Annotated in this window: 12 protein-coding genes, 1 tRNA gene and 1 pseudogene; 7 read left to right on the plus strand and 7 right to left on the minus strand. The window is 68.9% G+C overall.

Annotation, left to right across the window (positions count from 1 at the left end):
- On the minus strand, window positions 1-1,411 hold a 1,411-nt coding region (gene aspA / locus GZ998_RS06610; RefSeq protein WP_219109403.1), incomplete at its 3' end, for an aspartate ammonia-lyase.
- A gap of 188 nt (window positions 1,412-1,599) precedes the next feature.
- Between aspA and GZ998_RS06615 the strand changes: the two genes are divergently transcribed.
- The 3 genes from GZ998_RS06615 to GZ998_RS06625 all read left to right on the plus strand — a co-directional run bounded on the left by GZ998_RS06615 (window position 1,600) and on the right by GZ998_RS06625 (window position 4,489).
- Window positions 1,600-2,805, plus strand: coding sequence for a CdaR family transcriptional regulator (locus GZ998_RS06615; RefSeq protein ID WP_161924136.1), 1,206 nt, complete (start codon window positions 1,600-1,602; stop codon window positions 2,803-2,805).
- Between the two features lie 116 nt (window positions 2,806-2,921).
- Entirely contained in the window at window positions 2,922-3,170 is a 249-nt protein-coding gene (locus GZ998_RS06620; RefSeq protein ID WP_161924137.1) for an acyl carrier protein, read from the plus strand.
- Window positions 3,171-3,175: 5 nt separating this feature from the next.
- Window positions 3,176-4,489, plus strand: a complete 1,314-nt coding sequence (locus GZ998_RS06625; protein WP_219109404.1) for a beta-ketoacyl synthase — start codon at window positions 3,176-3,178, stop codon at window positions 4,487-4,489.
- Window positions 4,490-4,534: 45 nt separating this feature from the next.
- Here the strand turns inward: GZ998_RS06625 and GZ998_RS06630 are convergent, their stop codons facing one another.
- On the minus strand, window positions 4,535-5,035 hold the full coding sequence (locus GZ998_RS06630) for a DUF3145 domain-containing protein (protein WP_161924138.1): 501 nt from the start codon (window positions 5,033-5,035) through the stop codon (window positions 4,535-4,537).
- 165 nt (window positions 5,036-5,200) lie between these two features.
- Window positions 5,201-5,518: a hypothetical protein gene (locus tag GZ998_RS06635; protein ID WP_219109405.1), complete on the minus strand. Its 318-nt coding sequence runs from the start codon at window positions 5,516-5,518 to the stop codon at window positions 5,201-5,203.
- Between the two features lie 734 nt (window positions 5,519-6,252).
- Here GZ998_RS06635 and GZ998_RS13080 point away from each other — a divergent pair.
- Window positions 6,253-6,561, plus strand: a pseudogene (locus tag GZ998_RS13080) (two pore domain potassium channel family protein); the annotation flags it as partial.
- On the opposite strand, the gene GZ998_RS06640 reads toward GZ998_RS13080, so the two are convergent.
- Window positions 6,523-6,594 (minus strand) — tRNA-Asn (locus GZ998_RS06640). The pseudogene GZ998_RS13080 and the gene GZ998_RS06640 overlap by 39 nt on opposite strands.
- A 91-nt stretch (window positions 6,595-6,685) precedes the next feature.
- On the minus strand, window positions 6,686-7,291 hold the full coding sequence (locus tag GZ998_RS06645) for a hypothetical protein (RefSeq protein WP_308807180.1): 606 nt from the start codon (window positions 7,289-7,291) through the stop codon (window positions 6,686-6,688).
- Between the two features lie 201 nt (window positions 7,292-7,492).
- Here GZ998_RS06645 and def point away from each other — a divergent pair, with 201 nt between their 5' ends.
- Window positions 7,493-7,984: a peptide deformylase gene (gene def, locus GZ998_RS06650; protein WP_161924193.1), complete on the plus strand. Its 492-nt coding sequence runs from the start codon at window positions 7,493-7,495 to the stop codon at window positions 7,982-7,984.
- Between the two features lie 98 nt (window positions 7,985-8,082).
- Here the strand turns inward: def and dnaG are convergent, their stop codons facing one another.
- Both dnaG and GZ998_RS06660 read right to left on the minus strand, forming a co-directional pair.
- The gene (gene dnaG, locus GZ998_RS06655) at window positions 8,083-10,101 is read right to left on the minus strand and encodes a DNA primase (protein WP_162679920.1); all 2,019 of its coding nucleotides are present in this window, start codon (window positions 10,099-10,101) and stop codon (window positions 8,083-8,085) included.
- A 172-nt stretch (window positions 10,102-10,273) separates the two neighbouring features.
- Window positions 10,274-11,554 (minus strand): deoxyguanosinetriphosphate triphosphohydrolase, encoded by a 1,281-nt coding sequence (locus GZ998_RS06660; protein WP_202616327.1) that lies wholly within the window; start codon window positions 11,552-11,554, stop codon window positions 10,274-10,276.
- A gap of 234 nt (window positions 11,555-11,788) precedes the next feature.
- Between GZ998_RS06660 and GZ998_RS06665 the strand changes: the two genes are divergently transcribed.
- Both GZ998_RS06665 and GZ998_RS06670 read left to right on the plus strand, forming a co-directional pair.
- Entirely contained in the window at window positions 11,789-13,018 is a 1,230-nt protein-coding gene (locus GZ998_RS06665) for a glycosidase (protein ID WP_162679918.1), read from the plus strand.
- A gap of 118 nt (window positions 13,019-13,136) precedes the next feature.
- Window positions 13,137-14,432, plus strand: a complete 1,296-nt coding sequence (locus GZ998_RS06670; protein ID WP_162679917.1) for an extracellular solute-binding protein — start codon at window positions 13,137-13,139, stop codon at window positions 14,430-14,432.
- Window positions 14,433-14,470 lie beyond the last annotated feature (38 nt).

Here is a 14,470-nt window from a genome sequence, read left to right on the forward strand (position 1 = left end):
CGTCCCGGTAGCGCGGGCGCATCAGGTTCTCCGGGCTGAGCAGCTCATCCAGCGTAGCCTCGTCCAGCAGCCCCATCTCCAGCACCACCTCGCGGACGTTGCGCCCGCTCCGGGCGCACTCACGTCCCACCAGGTCACCGTTGCGGTGACCAATCACCTCGTTCAAGTAGGTGACTATGCCGATGGAGTTCATGACGTTACGGCGGCACACCTCCGCATTGGCCTCAATACCTACCACGCACAGCTCCCTGAGCGTCACCAGGGCGTGACGCAGCAGCCGGATCGACTCGAAGCACGCCTGGGCGATCACGGGCTCCATGACGTTAAGCTGCAGCTGCCCGGCCTCGGCCGCCATCGTCACCGTCAGGTCGTTGCCGATCACCTTGAAGCAAACCTGGTTAACCACCTCGGGGATAACCGGGTTGACCTTCGCGGGCATGATCGAGGAGCCGGCCTGCCGCTCCGGGAGCCGGATCTCGGCCAGGCCCGCACGCGGCCCGGAGGACAGCAGCCGCAGGTCATTGCAGATCTTGGACAGCTTCACGGCCAGGCGCTTGATGGCGGCGTGCATGGAGACGTAGGCGCCGGTGTCACCGGTGGCCTCCAGCAGGTTGTGGGCACCGGTAACCCTCAGCCCGGTCACCTCACGCAGGTGGCGTACCACCGCCTGGCGGTATCCGGGTGGAGTGTTCAGGCCGGTGCCGATCGCCGTCGCCCCCAGGTTGACCTCCAGCAGCAGCGCCGAGTTGTTCATCAGCCGGGGGATCTCCTCGTCCAGTAGCTCCGCGAAGGCGCGGAACTCCGATCCCAGGCTCATGGGTACCGCGTCCTGCAACTGGGTGCGGCCCATCTTGAGCACGTCGGCGAACTCCTTGCCCTTGGCCAGCAGGGCGTCGATCAGGTCGCACAGGTCCATCTCCAGTCCGTTGACGGCACGGTAGACCCCCAGGCGGAACCCCGTGGGGTAGGCGTCATTGGTGGACTGGGACTTGTTGACGTGGTCATTGGGGTTGACGATGTCGTAGCGGCCCTTGGCGTAGCCCAGGTGCTCCAGGGCCAGGTTGGCGATCACCTCGTTGGTATTCATGTTGACGCTGGTACCCGCACCGCCCTGGAATACATCAATGGGGAACTGGTCCAGGCAGCGCCCCTCCACCAGCACCTGGTCACACGCCCAGGTGATCGCATCGGCGATCTGCGGACTTATGGTGCCCAGCTCCTTGTTGGTCAGGGCGGAGGCCTTCTTTACCTCCACCATGCCCCGCACGAACTCCTCCTGGTCGCCAACGGTCTCCTTGGAGATGCGGAAGTTCTCGGTGGCGCGCAGGGTGTGAATCCCCCAGTACACGTCCAGGGGAACCTGGCGGGTACCGAGCAGGTCCTCCTCGGTGCGGGTTGCTGGTGAAGCCATGGGTTTCCCTAACTCCGTGCCGCGATGCGCGGGCCGTCGTCGAGCCGGGCCGGTAGTGGAGTCGACGGCGCCTCCCCCGGCCCGACCCTACCGAGGGTCATGGAATAACCACGCGATTGACACCCGTTAGAGGCTGCCGTCGAGGTACGGCGGTTCGCTTCCCGGCGTCGGCTCGCTAGCATCAGCACATGGACCAGCTCAGCGCCCCGTCGGTCACCGCTCTGCGGCAGGCGCAGAATACCCTCATCGAGCACTCCCTGGACCGCATCAGTGCGGCGCACCCGTGGTACAACACGCTGCCGGCCACATCCCGGGCGCAGATCCAGACGGTCGCCCGGCTGGGGGTGAGCATGTTCGTCGACTCGGTGGGCGAGCAGTCGGACGCAGCCGCCCCCTCGGAGATCTTCAACGTCGCCCCCGTGGCCCTGACCGGCACGGTCACGCTGGAGCAGACCCTGGAGCTGGTGCGCACCGTCGTAGACGTCGTGGAGGAGCAGGCCCCGGACGCGGTGCCGGCTGCCGATCATGATGCGGTCCGCTTCCATGTCCTGACCTTCGGCCGTGACGTCGGCTTCGCCGCGGCAAAGGTGTATGCCCGCGTGGCGGAGGCACGCGGCGCCTGGGACGCCCGCCTGGAGTCGGTCGCGGTGGACGCCATGCTGCACGACTCCTCCGAGGACGCGGCCACGCGCGCGAGCGCGGCCGGCTGGAGGGGCACCGGCCCCGTGATTGTAATCGTCGCCCGCACGACGCTCGATGCCCTGGCCGCATCGCGCCTGCGCCATGAATGCCGACAACACGTCAGCGACTGCCTGGTGTCCGTGCACGGCGACTCGGTGGTCGTGGTGCTCGGCGGCCAGGCGGAAAAGGAGACTGGGGACAGGGCCGCGCCCTCCCCGGAGGGCCTGGCCACCGCGGCCGACCGCATCGCCTCCAGCCTCGGCGGGGCCGTGGTCATCGGACCGGTGGTTTCAGGCGTGGCTCAGGCCGGCCGCTCGCTGCGCTCCGCGCTGGCGGGCCTGCGTGCCCTGCCCGGCTGGGCGGAGGCGCCCAACCCGGTACGCGCAGACGACCTGCTGCCCGAGCGGATGCTTGCGGGGGACCCCCTGGCCGCCGAGCAGATTCAGGTTCTGGTGACCGAGCCGCTGCGAGCCATGGGCGACCTATACGAGGAGACCGTCGCCACGTACCTGGCCCTTGGCCGGAGCCTGGAGATGACCGCACGTACCCTGTTCGTCCATGCCAACACCGTGCGCTACAGGCTGGGGCGAGTCAGCAAGCAGATCGGCTGGGACGCCACCGACGCCCGCGACGGCCTGGTCCTGCACCTGGCAGTCATTGTGGGCCGCCTGGCCACCGGAGAGGACGAACAGCCACCCTATGTGGGACAATAGTCCCACAATATAACGGGACTTCCCGCGCATGCAGGGCACCGCTACGTGCCCGTAGCGCCTACCTCCCGCTCTACTCAACCGCAGTTCAAACCCACATCACTGGTTTAGGAGTTCTCATGGCTGACGCGCCCGCCGACGTCCTCGCCGTCGTTACCGAGATTGTCGCCGAGGAGGCCGGCGTCGATACCTCTCTGGTCACCCCGGCATCCCGCTTCGCCGACGACCTGGACATCGATTCCCTGGGCTTGCTGACGATCGCCACCCAGGTGGAGGAGCGCTTCGGGATCGCCCTGGACGACTCCCTCATCCCCACCCTCCCGACCGTAGAGGCCCTGGTGGAACTGGTCAGCAAGCGGCGGGCCTGAGCGGGATGCCACTGCCACCACCCGCATCCGGGCCCGGGGCACTGACCTCCCGCAGCATCGTCGTCACGGGCCTGGGAAGCACTAACCCGCTGGCCGGCGATGTACCCGGCACCTGGCGGGCGCTGCGTGCCGGCCACCCGGCAGTACGCGCACTGGCTACCGATTGGGCGGGCGAGCTGCCGGTGCAGATCGGTGCGCCGCTCGCCGTTGAGCCCGGCGAGACGCTCACCGCCAGGCAGCGGCGACGCCTGGACCGCTCCAGCCAGTGCGCGCTGGTGGCAGCCCAGGAGGCGTGGGCGCAAGCGGGCTCTCCGCAGGTGGACGCCCAGCGGCTGGCAGTCTCCCTCTCCCCCGGGATAGGGCCGGTGCTTTCGGTAATGCAGGCCTGGGATGCCTTGCGCGAGCACGGCCCCAGGCGGGTGGCGCCGACGGCGATTCCCGCACTTATGCCCAATGCGCCAGCCGCAGCGGTGGGCCTGGAGCTGGGTGCGCGGGCCGGTGTGCACGCACCCGTGTCGGCATGCGCCTCCGGGGCGGAGGCGATTGCCTACGGTGCCGACCTGATCGCCCTGGGCAGGGCCGATGTGGTCCTAGCAGGTGGCACGGACGCAGCCCTGCACCCGATGGTGGTGGCGGCCTTCGCCGCCATGCGGGCACTGTCCGTCCGCAACCACGATCCCGCCACCGCATCCAGGCCCTTCGCGCCGGACCGCGACGGATTCGTGCTCGGGGAGGGTGCCGGCGTGCTGGTTCTGGAGGCCGCCGAGCATGCCGCGGCCCGCGGCGCCCAGCCCCTGGCCCGCCTTGCGGGCGCCGCCGTGACTGCCGACGGTTACGATCCGGTGCGCCCACAGCCCTCCGGCGAGCAGCAGGAGCGGGCGCTGCGGGAGGCACTGCGCCGCGGCGGCCTGCGGGCCGAGCAGGTCGGGCACGTCAACGCCCACGCCACTTCCACCCCCGCCGGTGACGCAGTGGAGGCTGCGGTGCTCGCGCGCAGCGTGCCGGCCGCAGGCGTGTCTGCCACGAAGTCTCTGACTGGGCATCTGCTCGGGGGAGCCGGCGGCCTGGAGGCCGTGCTGACGATTATGGCGCTACAGGAGCGGTGGCTGCCGCCGACGCTGCTGCCCGGCGGCGTCGACCCGGCCATTGCCGAACTCGGCCTGGACGTGGTGGGGCCGACCGGGCGAGACGCCCCCGGGCTGGAAGCGGCTGTGAGCACGTCGTTCGGCTTCGGCGGACACAACGTGGCGCTTGCCTTCACCCGCATCCCCGCCGCCCCTTCACCGAGTTCGGCTGAACTTACGTGTCGAGGCCGGTAGATACGGCTGTGGGCACCTGCGGCGAGGCGCCGGGCGGGCGATGAGTCAGCCGACTCGGTGCAGCCAGCGCACGGGCGCCCCGGCGCCGGCGTAGCGGAAGGGTTCGAGCTCGTCGTCCCAGGCCTGTCCGAGGGCCAGATCCAGCTGGCGACGCATGACCGCGGGCTGGTCGGAATGGGCCAGCGCTGCCCGCACCCGGTCCTCGGGGATTACCACGTTGCCGTGCACATCGGTCTGGGCGTGGAAGATACCCAGGTCGGGGGTGTGCGACCAGCGCCCGCCGTCGTAGCCGGGCGACGCCTCCTCAGTGACCTCGTAGCGGAGATTCGCCCACCCCCGCAGGGCGCTGGTGAGCTGGGCGCCGGTACCGACACGTCCCACCCAGCTGGTCTCGGCGCGCATCATCCCGGGTGCGGCAGGCTGGTCGGTCCACTCGAAGTGGACACGACTACCTAGCACCTCGGCCACCGCCCATTCAATGTGCGGGCACAGGGCGCGGGGCGCGGAGTGCACGAAAAGTACACCGCGGGTGTATGCACCGTTCACGGGGATCGCCTCCTGGTTGTTCCGAGATTCGTCTTCCCCAACGTTCTCGAATCATCCGGGCGCTCGACGTGACGCACGCGGCGTGCAGTCTCATGCTGCCAGAGCCGACGGCGCAATGCCAGCCGCCGGGCCGACCTCACCGGTTACTGAGACGTCTTGTCCGTCTCAGGTCGTGCCGACGGCGCGGCGGGCGCGGATCACGGCGATGTGGCCGACGATCTGCGCGTAGTAGTGGCGGGCGGTCTCCCAGGGGTCGTCCGCGAACAGGATGGCGTCCTCCTCGACGGGCACCAGCGCTTCTTCGGTGACGTCGATGCCGCGCTCGACGCACATCCTCAGCACGTCCGCGGCGCCGATGAACTGCTCACCGCCACGGAACTCGTCCAGCCTATTGCTACTGAGAGGAAGCCCGAGCTTGGGCAGCGCTTCCTCGAGGAGGAGTACGTACTCCTCCTCAATGCCGTCCTCACGGGTGATCTTCATGCCCACACAGGGATGCTAGCTTCGAGGCAAACCGCCCGCAGGCTTTCCAGCTTGCCTGCCCTCCCATCCTCACGCAGCAGGCGGCCATTTCACGGATCCCAGCCCGCGAACGACTTAGTGCGCTGCGTGGGCAGATCATGGCATACACGGCAGGAAGCGTGGCGCTACTGTCCTTCGTAGGCTCCCTGGCGGTGCTGGACGCCGAACGCGGAGCGCCGGGCCCCCATAACCGGCTCTTCGTGTTTGTGGGTGTGGGGGTTTGGGCTGGGGCTGTTGGTGTTGGTTGTGTTCTGGGGCCGGTCTGCCGAAGACGACCTCGTCAGCCCCAAAACGACCCGCTGCGCCCGGCCGAATACGACCTCGCCAGCCCCCAAACGACCCCCTGCGCCCGGCCGAGCACGACCTCATCAGCCCGAGAACGTCCCCCACGCGGCGAAAACGTCCTCGTGAGCCCCAGACCCTCCACGATGTGGAGGGTGTGGGGCGAATGAGGTCGTATTCGGCCAGCGTCGGGTAGTCGACTACGACCTCGCACGCCCGACAACGACCTCGCCAGCCCCAAAACGACCCCCTGCGCCCGGCCGAGCACGACCTCATCAGCCCGAGAACGTCCCCCACGCGGCGAATACGACCTCATCCGCCCGAGAACGACCCTCGAGCACGATCGCCACACCACACTCCCCGCCCGCCGCGCCGCCGGGACACGCGCCATCAACCACTCACCGAACCGTTGCCGAGCCACCGCGGTACTCCTCATGATTGGCGGCGTAGCACTGATCGGTGTGGTGACAGCCACCCTCGCCTCCTGGATCATCTCCCTAGTCACAGAGGAGAACGCCGAGCAGGAGGCGGCTACACGTGCTCAGGTCGCAGACCTACGCGACCAGATCACTGCGCTATCCGAACGGGTCCAGCGCCTCACAGAGCCAACCGCCGCAGTCGCGGGCGCCGCTGTGGACGAAGACAAAAAGAGCCCCGCCCTCAAGGGCGAGGCTTACGCTCGGCTCCCGCGGTTGGACTCGAACCAACAACCCTCCGATTAACAGTCGGATGCTCTGCCATTGAGCTACGCGGGATCGCGTTTGACGCGGGTGGAACTCTAGCAAGCCGCGGGCACCGACGTCGAATCGGGCTCGCCTCGCGAATTGGCTTAATCGCGCCAGAAAATCAGTCTGTGGGAAGGCCCACACCGTCACGTGCCCGGCGTAGGAGTTCCTCCAAGGCGGCACGGTCGCCATCGTCGAGGCGCTCAGCCCTGCTCGGCGGCAGGTTCGAGGCCGTATACAGGCGTCCTCCACTGTCCCGGCGTACGCTCACGGTGGCCTGCAGGCCACTGGGCAACTTCCCGGTGACCGAGTACACCAGAGCGGACTCGACTCTCTGCCGCAGCGCACGAGCGAAGGGCGCCACGTCAACCGACGCCGTCCCCTCCCCCTGCTTGATCTGCGCGGGCACCACCAGCACAAGGGGCGGCGAGTCATCACACCAGCTCAGTGTGAAGGTCGAGGAGTCCGCGTCCCACCGACCGTGCTCCACCTCGTGCCAGCCCCGGTGCACCTGCACGCCCTCCGGGCCCAGCAGCGTCAGAAAACGGGGCGTGGCCACCGCCCAGCGGGAACCGTCGTCGGCCAGTGGCACCGACCCGAGCACTCGCCCGTCTGCAGGTACCAGGCTTGCCAAGGACGGCGGCAGGCAGGCACGCCGACGCCGCAGGCGCCCGACAATGCCGTGCCCTGCCGCGGGGCGAGCGGCAGCCTTGTTGAAGCGTGTCACGTTCCTCAGGCTAGACGATCAGGCCGAGTAAATCGCGAGTCCCCGGCGGCTTCACCCCGACAGACCTCCACAAACGACCGCGGCAGACCGTGTAGCCGCGGGGCGGGCGGCCTCAGGCACCGGGCCGACGCCGCGGCAGTGGCAGGCGGAACCCGCCCCGCTGCGCGCGGGGCAAGGCACAGGACGTGCGAAGATGGGCGCATGGCTTATCGCGACATCCGCATTATCGGCGACCCAGTGCTGCGCACCGTATGCGACCCGATCACCGACATTGACGATTCCATCAAGTCACTGGTGGAGGACCTGCTGGAGACCGTCGACGAGGACGGCCGGGCGGGCCTGGCCGCCAACCAGATCGGCGTTAGCCTGCGCGCCTTCTCCTGGAATATCGACGGCGAAATCGGCTACATCCTCAATCCGCAGATCGTGGAGCTCTCGGAGGACGAGTTCCAAGACGGCGAGGAGGGCTGCCTGTCTGTTCCCGGCCTGTGGTACCCGACCGAGCGTGCCTGGTACGCCCGTGCCGAGGGCATCGACCTGGACGGCAAGAAAGTGGTGGTCGAGGGCGAGGAGCTCATGGGACGCTGCATCCAGCACGAGTGCGACCACCTCGACGGCCACCTCTACCTGGACCGCCTGTCTCGCAAGAACCGGGCGAAGGCGATGCGGGAGCTGCGCGAACGCGGTCTGTGAGCCGGATCGTCCCGGATCACTCGCGGCGTCGGCAGCCGCGGGCGGCGCTGGAGCCCGTCACCCAGCTGCTGCGCGCAGCACCTTGCGGGCTCCAGCGCTCAGCCCTGTCGGGCCATCTGCATACGCCGGTTCTCCAGGCCCACGATCTCCTCAAACAGCTCCCGGTACCCGGCATCATTCGGATCCATGCGCCGCTGCCGCGAGCGCAGCTGCGTCAGCCGCCGATTGATTCCCGTGCGCGCCAGGGAGGACAGTATGCCCGCGGCGTAGCGCTCGAGTGCCTCCGAATCCGGCTCGGACTCCCGGTTGCCGCGTGGAGCCGGCAGCGGTAGCGGTGCGACGGCGAGCTCAGTCACCGCTGCGGCAACCGGCCCGATGGCGCCGGCACGAACCTGCTCAAGCCAGCGGGTGGTGGCTCGCTTGACCGCCTCCGCCGCCGCGAGCCCTGCCGCTTGCGCCTGCTGCACCAGACCATCGACCTCGGTGGCGCCACCGGCGGCCTCGATCGCCTCGAATACGGCACGGTGCACCGGTACGGAGAAGGCCACCGCGTTGATGTCGTCCGCCCCTACGCGCGCCGCGATCTGCGGCATCTGGACGATGACCTCCAAGGCGCGCCGCTCCAGTTTCTCCACCGGGTCGGTCACCGGGGGCAGTCCGGGCCGCTCGGCGGTAGGCGCGGTGAGGGAGTCGTCTCCCGGACCGTACTCTCCCGCGGCGCCGTCGGCCCGACCACCCGGCCGCATCCCCCGGCGTTCACTGGCGCGCACCGCGCCCACGGCCTCGGACTCCGGCAGGCCCAGCCAGCCCGCTAATCGGCGCGTGTACTCGCGCTTCAATGCCCGGTCCCGGATTCCGGCCACCACGGGCGCGGCAGAGCGCAGGCCCTGCACGCGCCCCTCGGCGGTGTCGAGGTTCAGGTTTGCCAGGGAGGCGCGGATCACGAACTCGAACAGCGGCACGCGCCGCCCGAGCAGTCGCGGGATGGCGTCCGGCCCCTCCTCCATGCGCAGGTCGCAGGGGTCCAGACCCCGCGGCTCTACGGCCACGAAGGTCTGGGCGGCAAAGTGCTGGTCCTCCCCGTAGGCGCGCAGAGCCGCCTTCTGGCCGGCGACGTCGCCGTCAAAGGTGAAGATGATCTCGCCGCCGCGGGCCCGGTTGCCGGCAATAACCCCGGCGGAGGGATCGGCAGCATCCCCCAGCAGGCGGCGCACGATGCGCACGTGGTCCGGCCCGAAGGCAGTGCCGCAGGTGGCCACCGCCGTGGGCACCCCGGACAGGTGCGCGGCCATCACGTCCGTGTATCCCTCGACCACCACGATCTGGTGGGCGCGGGCGATTTCGCTCTTGGCCAGGTCCAGCCCGTACAGGACCTGCCCCTTGTGGTAGATCGCGGTCTCCGGAGTGTTGAGGTATTTGGGGACGGTTTTGTCCGCATCTGACAGCCGCCGCCCGCCGAAGCCGACCGGCGCGCCGGTAACGTCGTGAATCGGCCATATCAGCCGGTCCCGGAACCGATCGTAGATGCGCCCGGAATTGCCGCGCCCACACAGCCCGGACTCGACCAGCTCACGCTCGGTGAAACCGTGCGAGCGGAGCATATTGGCAAGGTTGTCCCAACCGTCCGGGGCGTAGCCCACCCCGAAGTGGGCGGCGGCATTGCGGTCGAATCCCCGTCCGGTCAGGAAGTCGCGGCCCACCTGGGCGGCGGGGGTGGCCAGTTGCTCCTGGAACCAGGCCTCGGCCAAGCGGTTGGCCTCCAGCAGCCGCTGACGGGTGCCGGGCTCGACGCCGCGCTTGACGGTCCCGCCCTCCTCGTAGCGAAGCTGCACCCCCACGCGGCCGGCCAGGTACTCCACCGCCTCCGTGAAGGACAGGTGGTTGATCTTCTGCACGAAGTCGATCACGTCCCCGCCCTCACCGCAGCCGAAACAGTGCCACAGGCCAAGCTGCGGGCGCACGTTGAAAGATGGAGTGCGCTCGTCATGGAAGGGACACAGCCCCTTGAGAGAGCCCACTCCCCCGCTCTTGAGCGTGACGTGCTCGCCGACGACGTCCTCGATCCTGGCGCGCTCGCGCACCGCATCGATGTCCTCGCGCTTGATCAGACCCGCCATGACCCCATCCTAGGGGAGGGGACTGACGGCTATCGACGCGCTGTACCGGGCGGCGCGGGCCGCCCCGAGCCGACCCGCCGCCGGGCCCGTCCCCCAGTGGCAGCCGCGGACTCCGGTGCGGCCGACCCGGTGTGCGGCGTGCCGTATCCGGGACGCTGTCCGGGTACCGCTATCAGACCGCGGACAGCAGCCCGCAAAGACGGGCGTGCCAGGCCTGTGCCGAGGTGTCAGTCAGGGAGGCGATCTGGTCCACGACGGCCCGGAGCCGTCCGGCGTCGTCGTCGGCCTCCTTCCAGGCCGCGGCGAATACGGGCTCCAGGTGGGCGCCCTTGCTTTCAAGCAGGGCGTCGGCGAGATCGAACAGCTCGGTGCGCTGGCGCAGGTAGACGGGTTCGTGCTCGCGGGGCGCCATTACGTAACGCACCGCAGCACCCTTGAGAACCAGGATCTCGGCTGCGGTCTCTTCGGGGATCACCAGGTCGGCGTCGTAGCGGGTCAGGGGCCCCTCTCCGAATACCTCCCGGGTAGCGCCGGCCACGGCCGATACGAAGCGCCCGATCAGCTCGCTGGTGAGATTCTTCAGCTGCGCCGCATCCGCCAGCGCCCCGGTGTAGGCGCGGATCCAGAACGCCTGCGCGGCCAGCCGCTCCCAGGCGGCGCCCAGGGCGTCGGCGCTTACGCCCCCGCCGTACCAGGAGCGGGTGGCCTCTATCACAGTGGCTACCTCGTCGTCGTCGACGAGCCGGGCAGGATCCATTTTGAACAGGGCGATGGCGTCCTCCACGTCGTGGACCGAGTAGCCGACGTCGTCGGAGAAGTCCATGATCTGCGCCTCCAGGCAGCGCCGGTGAGCCGGCGCACCGGCGCGCATCCACGCGAAGATCTCCCGATCCTCCGCGTAGCAGCAGTACTTGACCGCGGACCGGCCGTCTGGGCCACCCGGGCCCTCGCCCTTCGCCCAGGGATACTTCGCGACGGCGTCCAGGCTGGCGCGGGTGAGGTTCATGCCCACGCCCCGCCCGCCCGCACCCAGGGTCTTGGGCTCCAGCCGGGTGAGGATGCGGAATGTCTGGGCGTTGCCCTCGAAGCCGCCGATGGACTGCGCCACCACGTTCAGGGCCTGCTCACCGTTGTGCCCGTAGGGTGGGTGCCCCAGGTCGTGTGACAGGCAGGCCGCATCCACGACGTCGGGATCGCAGCCCAGCGCCTGGCCGAGTGCCCGTCCCACCTGCGCCACCTCCAGGGAGTGAGTCAGGCGGGTACGCACGAAGTCGTCCGCTGACGGACCCAGCACCTGGGTCTTTGCTCCCAGCCGCCGCAGCGCAGAGGAGTGCAGCACTCTGGCGCGGTCACGCTCGAAGGGAGTGCGCTGGGGGTTCTTGGCCGGCTCGGGCACGAACCGCGCCACATCAGCGGCCCCGTAGCCGACCAGGTCGCCGGTTCCCTCACCCATAGCGCCGCCCGCCCCGGGTGCGGGAACGGCAGGAGAATGCTGATGTGAGATGGACATGAGTCCAACGTATCGCAGCGCGTGGCAGCAGCGACCCTGACCGCGGGTTACTATGAGTCACGCTGTAGCCCAACGGGTTAGCAGGATTGTCTCGTCACCGGGTCGGGCCCCAGGCCAAGCGCAGGTTCGGTGAGGTCCGAGGACCGGGTAGATCCCGGCGGAAGGGAGCCGGTTGCCGTGACCACCACGACGACGCTCGTCCACCGCGCATACACCGGCCCGGGCCAGTGGTGGCGCGACAGGCTCGTCTACGAGATCCCGTCTCCCGAGCTGGGGGCGGAAGCCCTGGACGGAGTGTGCGGCATCTTCGAGCACGTCGTCGGCCTGGGCTTCGGCGTCATCCTGCTACGCCCCTCACAGCTGGACGTGAGCACTGACCTGGCGGCATTCCAAAGCCTCGCCCAGCGCGCGCACGAGCTGGGCCTGCGCGTCATCGTGCGAATCTCGGGCGCCCTGCGCCCGGTCACTTGCGGTATCGCAGGCCAGGACAATCCGATCGTCATGGGCCAGGAGCGGGACCACGAGGGCCTGGTCGAGCGCGCGGAGAGCTTCCTCGCTGCGGGCGCGGACGGCGTCGACTTGGGCATTATCATCCCGCCCGATCTGTGGGATCAGTCGGACCTGAAGAGCCTGAGCCAGTACTTCTCGCAGATGCAGTCCCTGCTGGCCGAGTACGTCCCGGAGGGCACGCTGGGCGCGGACGTGTCGGCCAGCTACCCCGATGCGCTGCGCCATCACCTGCAGGACGACTGGCTGCACCACCTGCGCGACGACCGCCTCACGCTCGCAAGCTGGGATCCGGAGTCCCTCACCCGGGCCCTGACCCAGTCGCTTGCCGAGCACGACCGCTTCGGCGCTCCCCCAGCCTGGCGGTACCTACCCGGCTACTGGCTGGAGCACGGCGCCACCCCGGGAGGAGGCCGCGCCTGGTTCGAGACTGCCTCCGCGCAGGAGGTGTACCGGCGTGCACTGGCCCTGCAGGCTCTGGTGCTGGCGCTGCCCGGCACCGTGTACCTCCGCCAGGGCGACGAGGTCGGGCTGCTGGATGCCGATAAGCCCGCGGATCCTCTGGAGCTGGCTAGAATCGTGGGCGAGCGCGCCGCGGCGCAGGGGTCTCAGTTCGGCTCGCCACTGGCAACCGTGCGTCACGCCACGTATGTGCGTCACGAGCACCATCTGGCCGGCGCCCCCTTCGCATTCGTAAAGGGCCTGGACTGGTGCCCCCGTGATGTGCTGGCCGTGCTGGCCCGGGACGTGCTCGTTCTGGTCAACACCTCGCAGCGGCCGATCATCCTGCCGGAGCACGCCGAGGTCCTGCTGTCCTCCGGGCCGCTCGAGCAGGACAGCGGCGCTCTGGTGGTTCCACCCACAATCACGGTCTGGACTGCCGCCGAGACTGTTGCTTAGGGCACTTTTTTGCAACAACCTTTCAGGACTCCCCCTCCGTCTTGCAAGACTTGCAGTGGTGCGTTACATTTTTGCGCGTCATCCCATCAACTCCATTCAGGTTCGAAGGAGAATCACGGTGTCCCTCAATCGCCGGTCGTTCCTCTCTATGACCGCCATCGCCACCACCCTGGCCGCCGCTGCCGCTTGTGGCTCCAACGACGCCTCCACGGCCACGGCCACGGCCTCGGACGCCCCGGACGGGGCGACCGCGGAGTCCACCGACGAGCAGGTCGTGCGCGATGCCAACGCCGACCTGGTCATCTGGACCGACGAGGTCAAGGCGGGCGCGCTCAAGGACATCGCCCAGAAGTGGGGCGACGAACAGGACATCACCGTGGCGGTGCAAACAGTCGCCAACGACGAATTGCAATCCAACTTCATCGCCGCCAACTCGGCCGGCAACGGCCCGGACATGATCGTGGCAGCACACGACTGGATCGGCAACCTGGTCCAGAATGGCGCCATCTCCCCCATTACCCTCGACTCCGCCGCCGAGTCCAACTACAGCCAGGTCGCGCTGGACGCCGTGACCTACGACGGGCAGTACTACGGCGTGCCGTACTGCGTGGAGACGCTGGGCCTGTTCGTCAACAAGGACCTCACCGACGTCACCGAGCCCGCCACCATCGAGGAGCTCGTCGAGGCCGGACAGGCCTCCGGCGCCGACGTGGTGCTCTCCCTGCCCGTGGGCGAGGCCGGCGATGCTTATCACATGGAGCCGCTGTACACCTCCGGCGGCGGCTACCTGTTCGGCACCAAGAGCGACGGCTCCCTGGACGCCACCGACGTCGGCGTCGGCGGCGAGGGCTCCATCGCCGCCGCTGAGAAGATCGGCGGGCTGGGCGAGCAGGGCGTGCTCACCACCTCCGTCACCAGTGACAACGCCATCTCCCTGTTCACCGAGGGCAAGGCCGCCTACCTGATTTCCGGCCCCTGGGCACTGGGCGACATCAACACCGCCGGCATCAACTTCGAGCTGTCCAAGATCCCCGGCTTCGAGGGCATGGACGACGCCCGTCCCTTCGCCGGTGTCAATGCCTTCTACGTGGCCGCCGCCGGCGCCAACAAGGCCTTCGCACAGACCTTCGTGGCCGACGTCGCCAGGGACTCCACCATCGCCGAGGCCATGTACGCGATCAACCCGCTGCCGCCGGTCCAGGAGGACCTGGCCAGCAAGCTGGAGTCGAGCGACGCCAACATGGTCAAGTTCATGGACTTCGCGGAGAACGCCGATCCGATGCCAGCCATCCCCGAGATGTCCGCCGTCTGGGGCCCGCTGGGCATGGCCGAGGCCAACATCGTCGATGGTTCGGAGCCCGAGTCCACCATGACCAGCGCCGGAGACGAGATCCGTTCCACGCTCGGACTGTAAACCGCGGTCGAGGGCCGGCGGCGAGGCCGCCGGCCCTC

Source organism: Actinomyces sp. 594, assembly GCF_019325145.1.
GTDB lineage: Bacteria > Actinomycetota > Actinomycetes > Actinomycetales > Actinomycetaceae > Actinomyces.

Excerpts from the sequence above, each read along its gene's own strand:
- GZ998_RS06615 (WP_161924136.1), top strand. The coding sequence starts at position 1,600 with ATGGACCAGCTCAGCGCCCCGTCGGTCACCGCTCTGCGGCAGGCGCAG.
- GZ998_RS06620 (WP_161924137.1), top strand. The coding sequence starts at position 2,922 with ATGGCTGACGCGCCCGCCGACGTCCTCGCCGTCGTTACCGAGATTGTC.
- GZ998_RS06625 (WP_219109404.1), top strand. The coding sequence starts at position 3,176 with ATGCCACTGCCACCACCCGCATCCGGGCCCGGGGCACTGACCTCCCGC.
- GZ998_RS06635 (WP_219109405.1), bottom strand. The coding sequence starts at position 5,518 with ATGAAGATCACCCGTGAGGACGGCATTGAGGAGGAGTACGTACTCCTC.
- def (WP_161924193.1), top strand. The coding sequence starts at position 7,493 with ATGGCTTATCGCGACATCCGCATTATCGGCGACCCAGTGCTGCGCACC.
- dnaG (WP_162679920.1), bottom strand. The coding sequence starts at position 10,101 with ATGGCGGGTCTGATCAAGCGCGAGGACATCGATGCGGTGCGCGAGCGC.
- GZ998_RS06660 (WP_202616327.1), bottom strand. The coding sequence starts at position 11,554 with ATGGGTGAGGGAACCGGCGACCTGGTCGGCTACGGGGCCGCTGATGTG.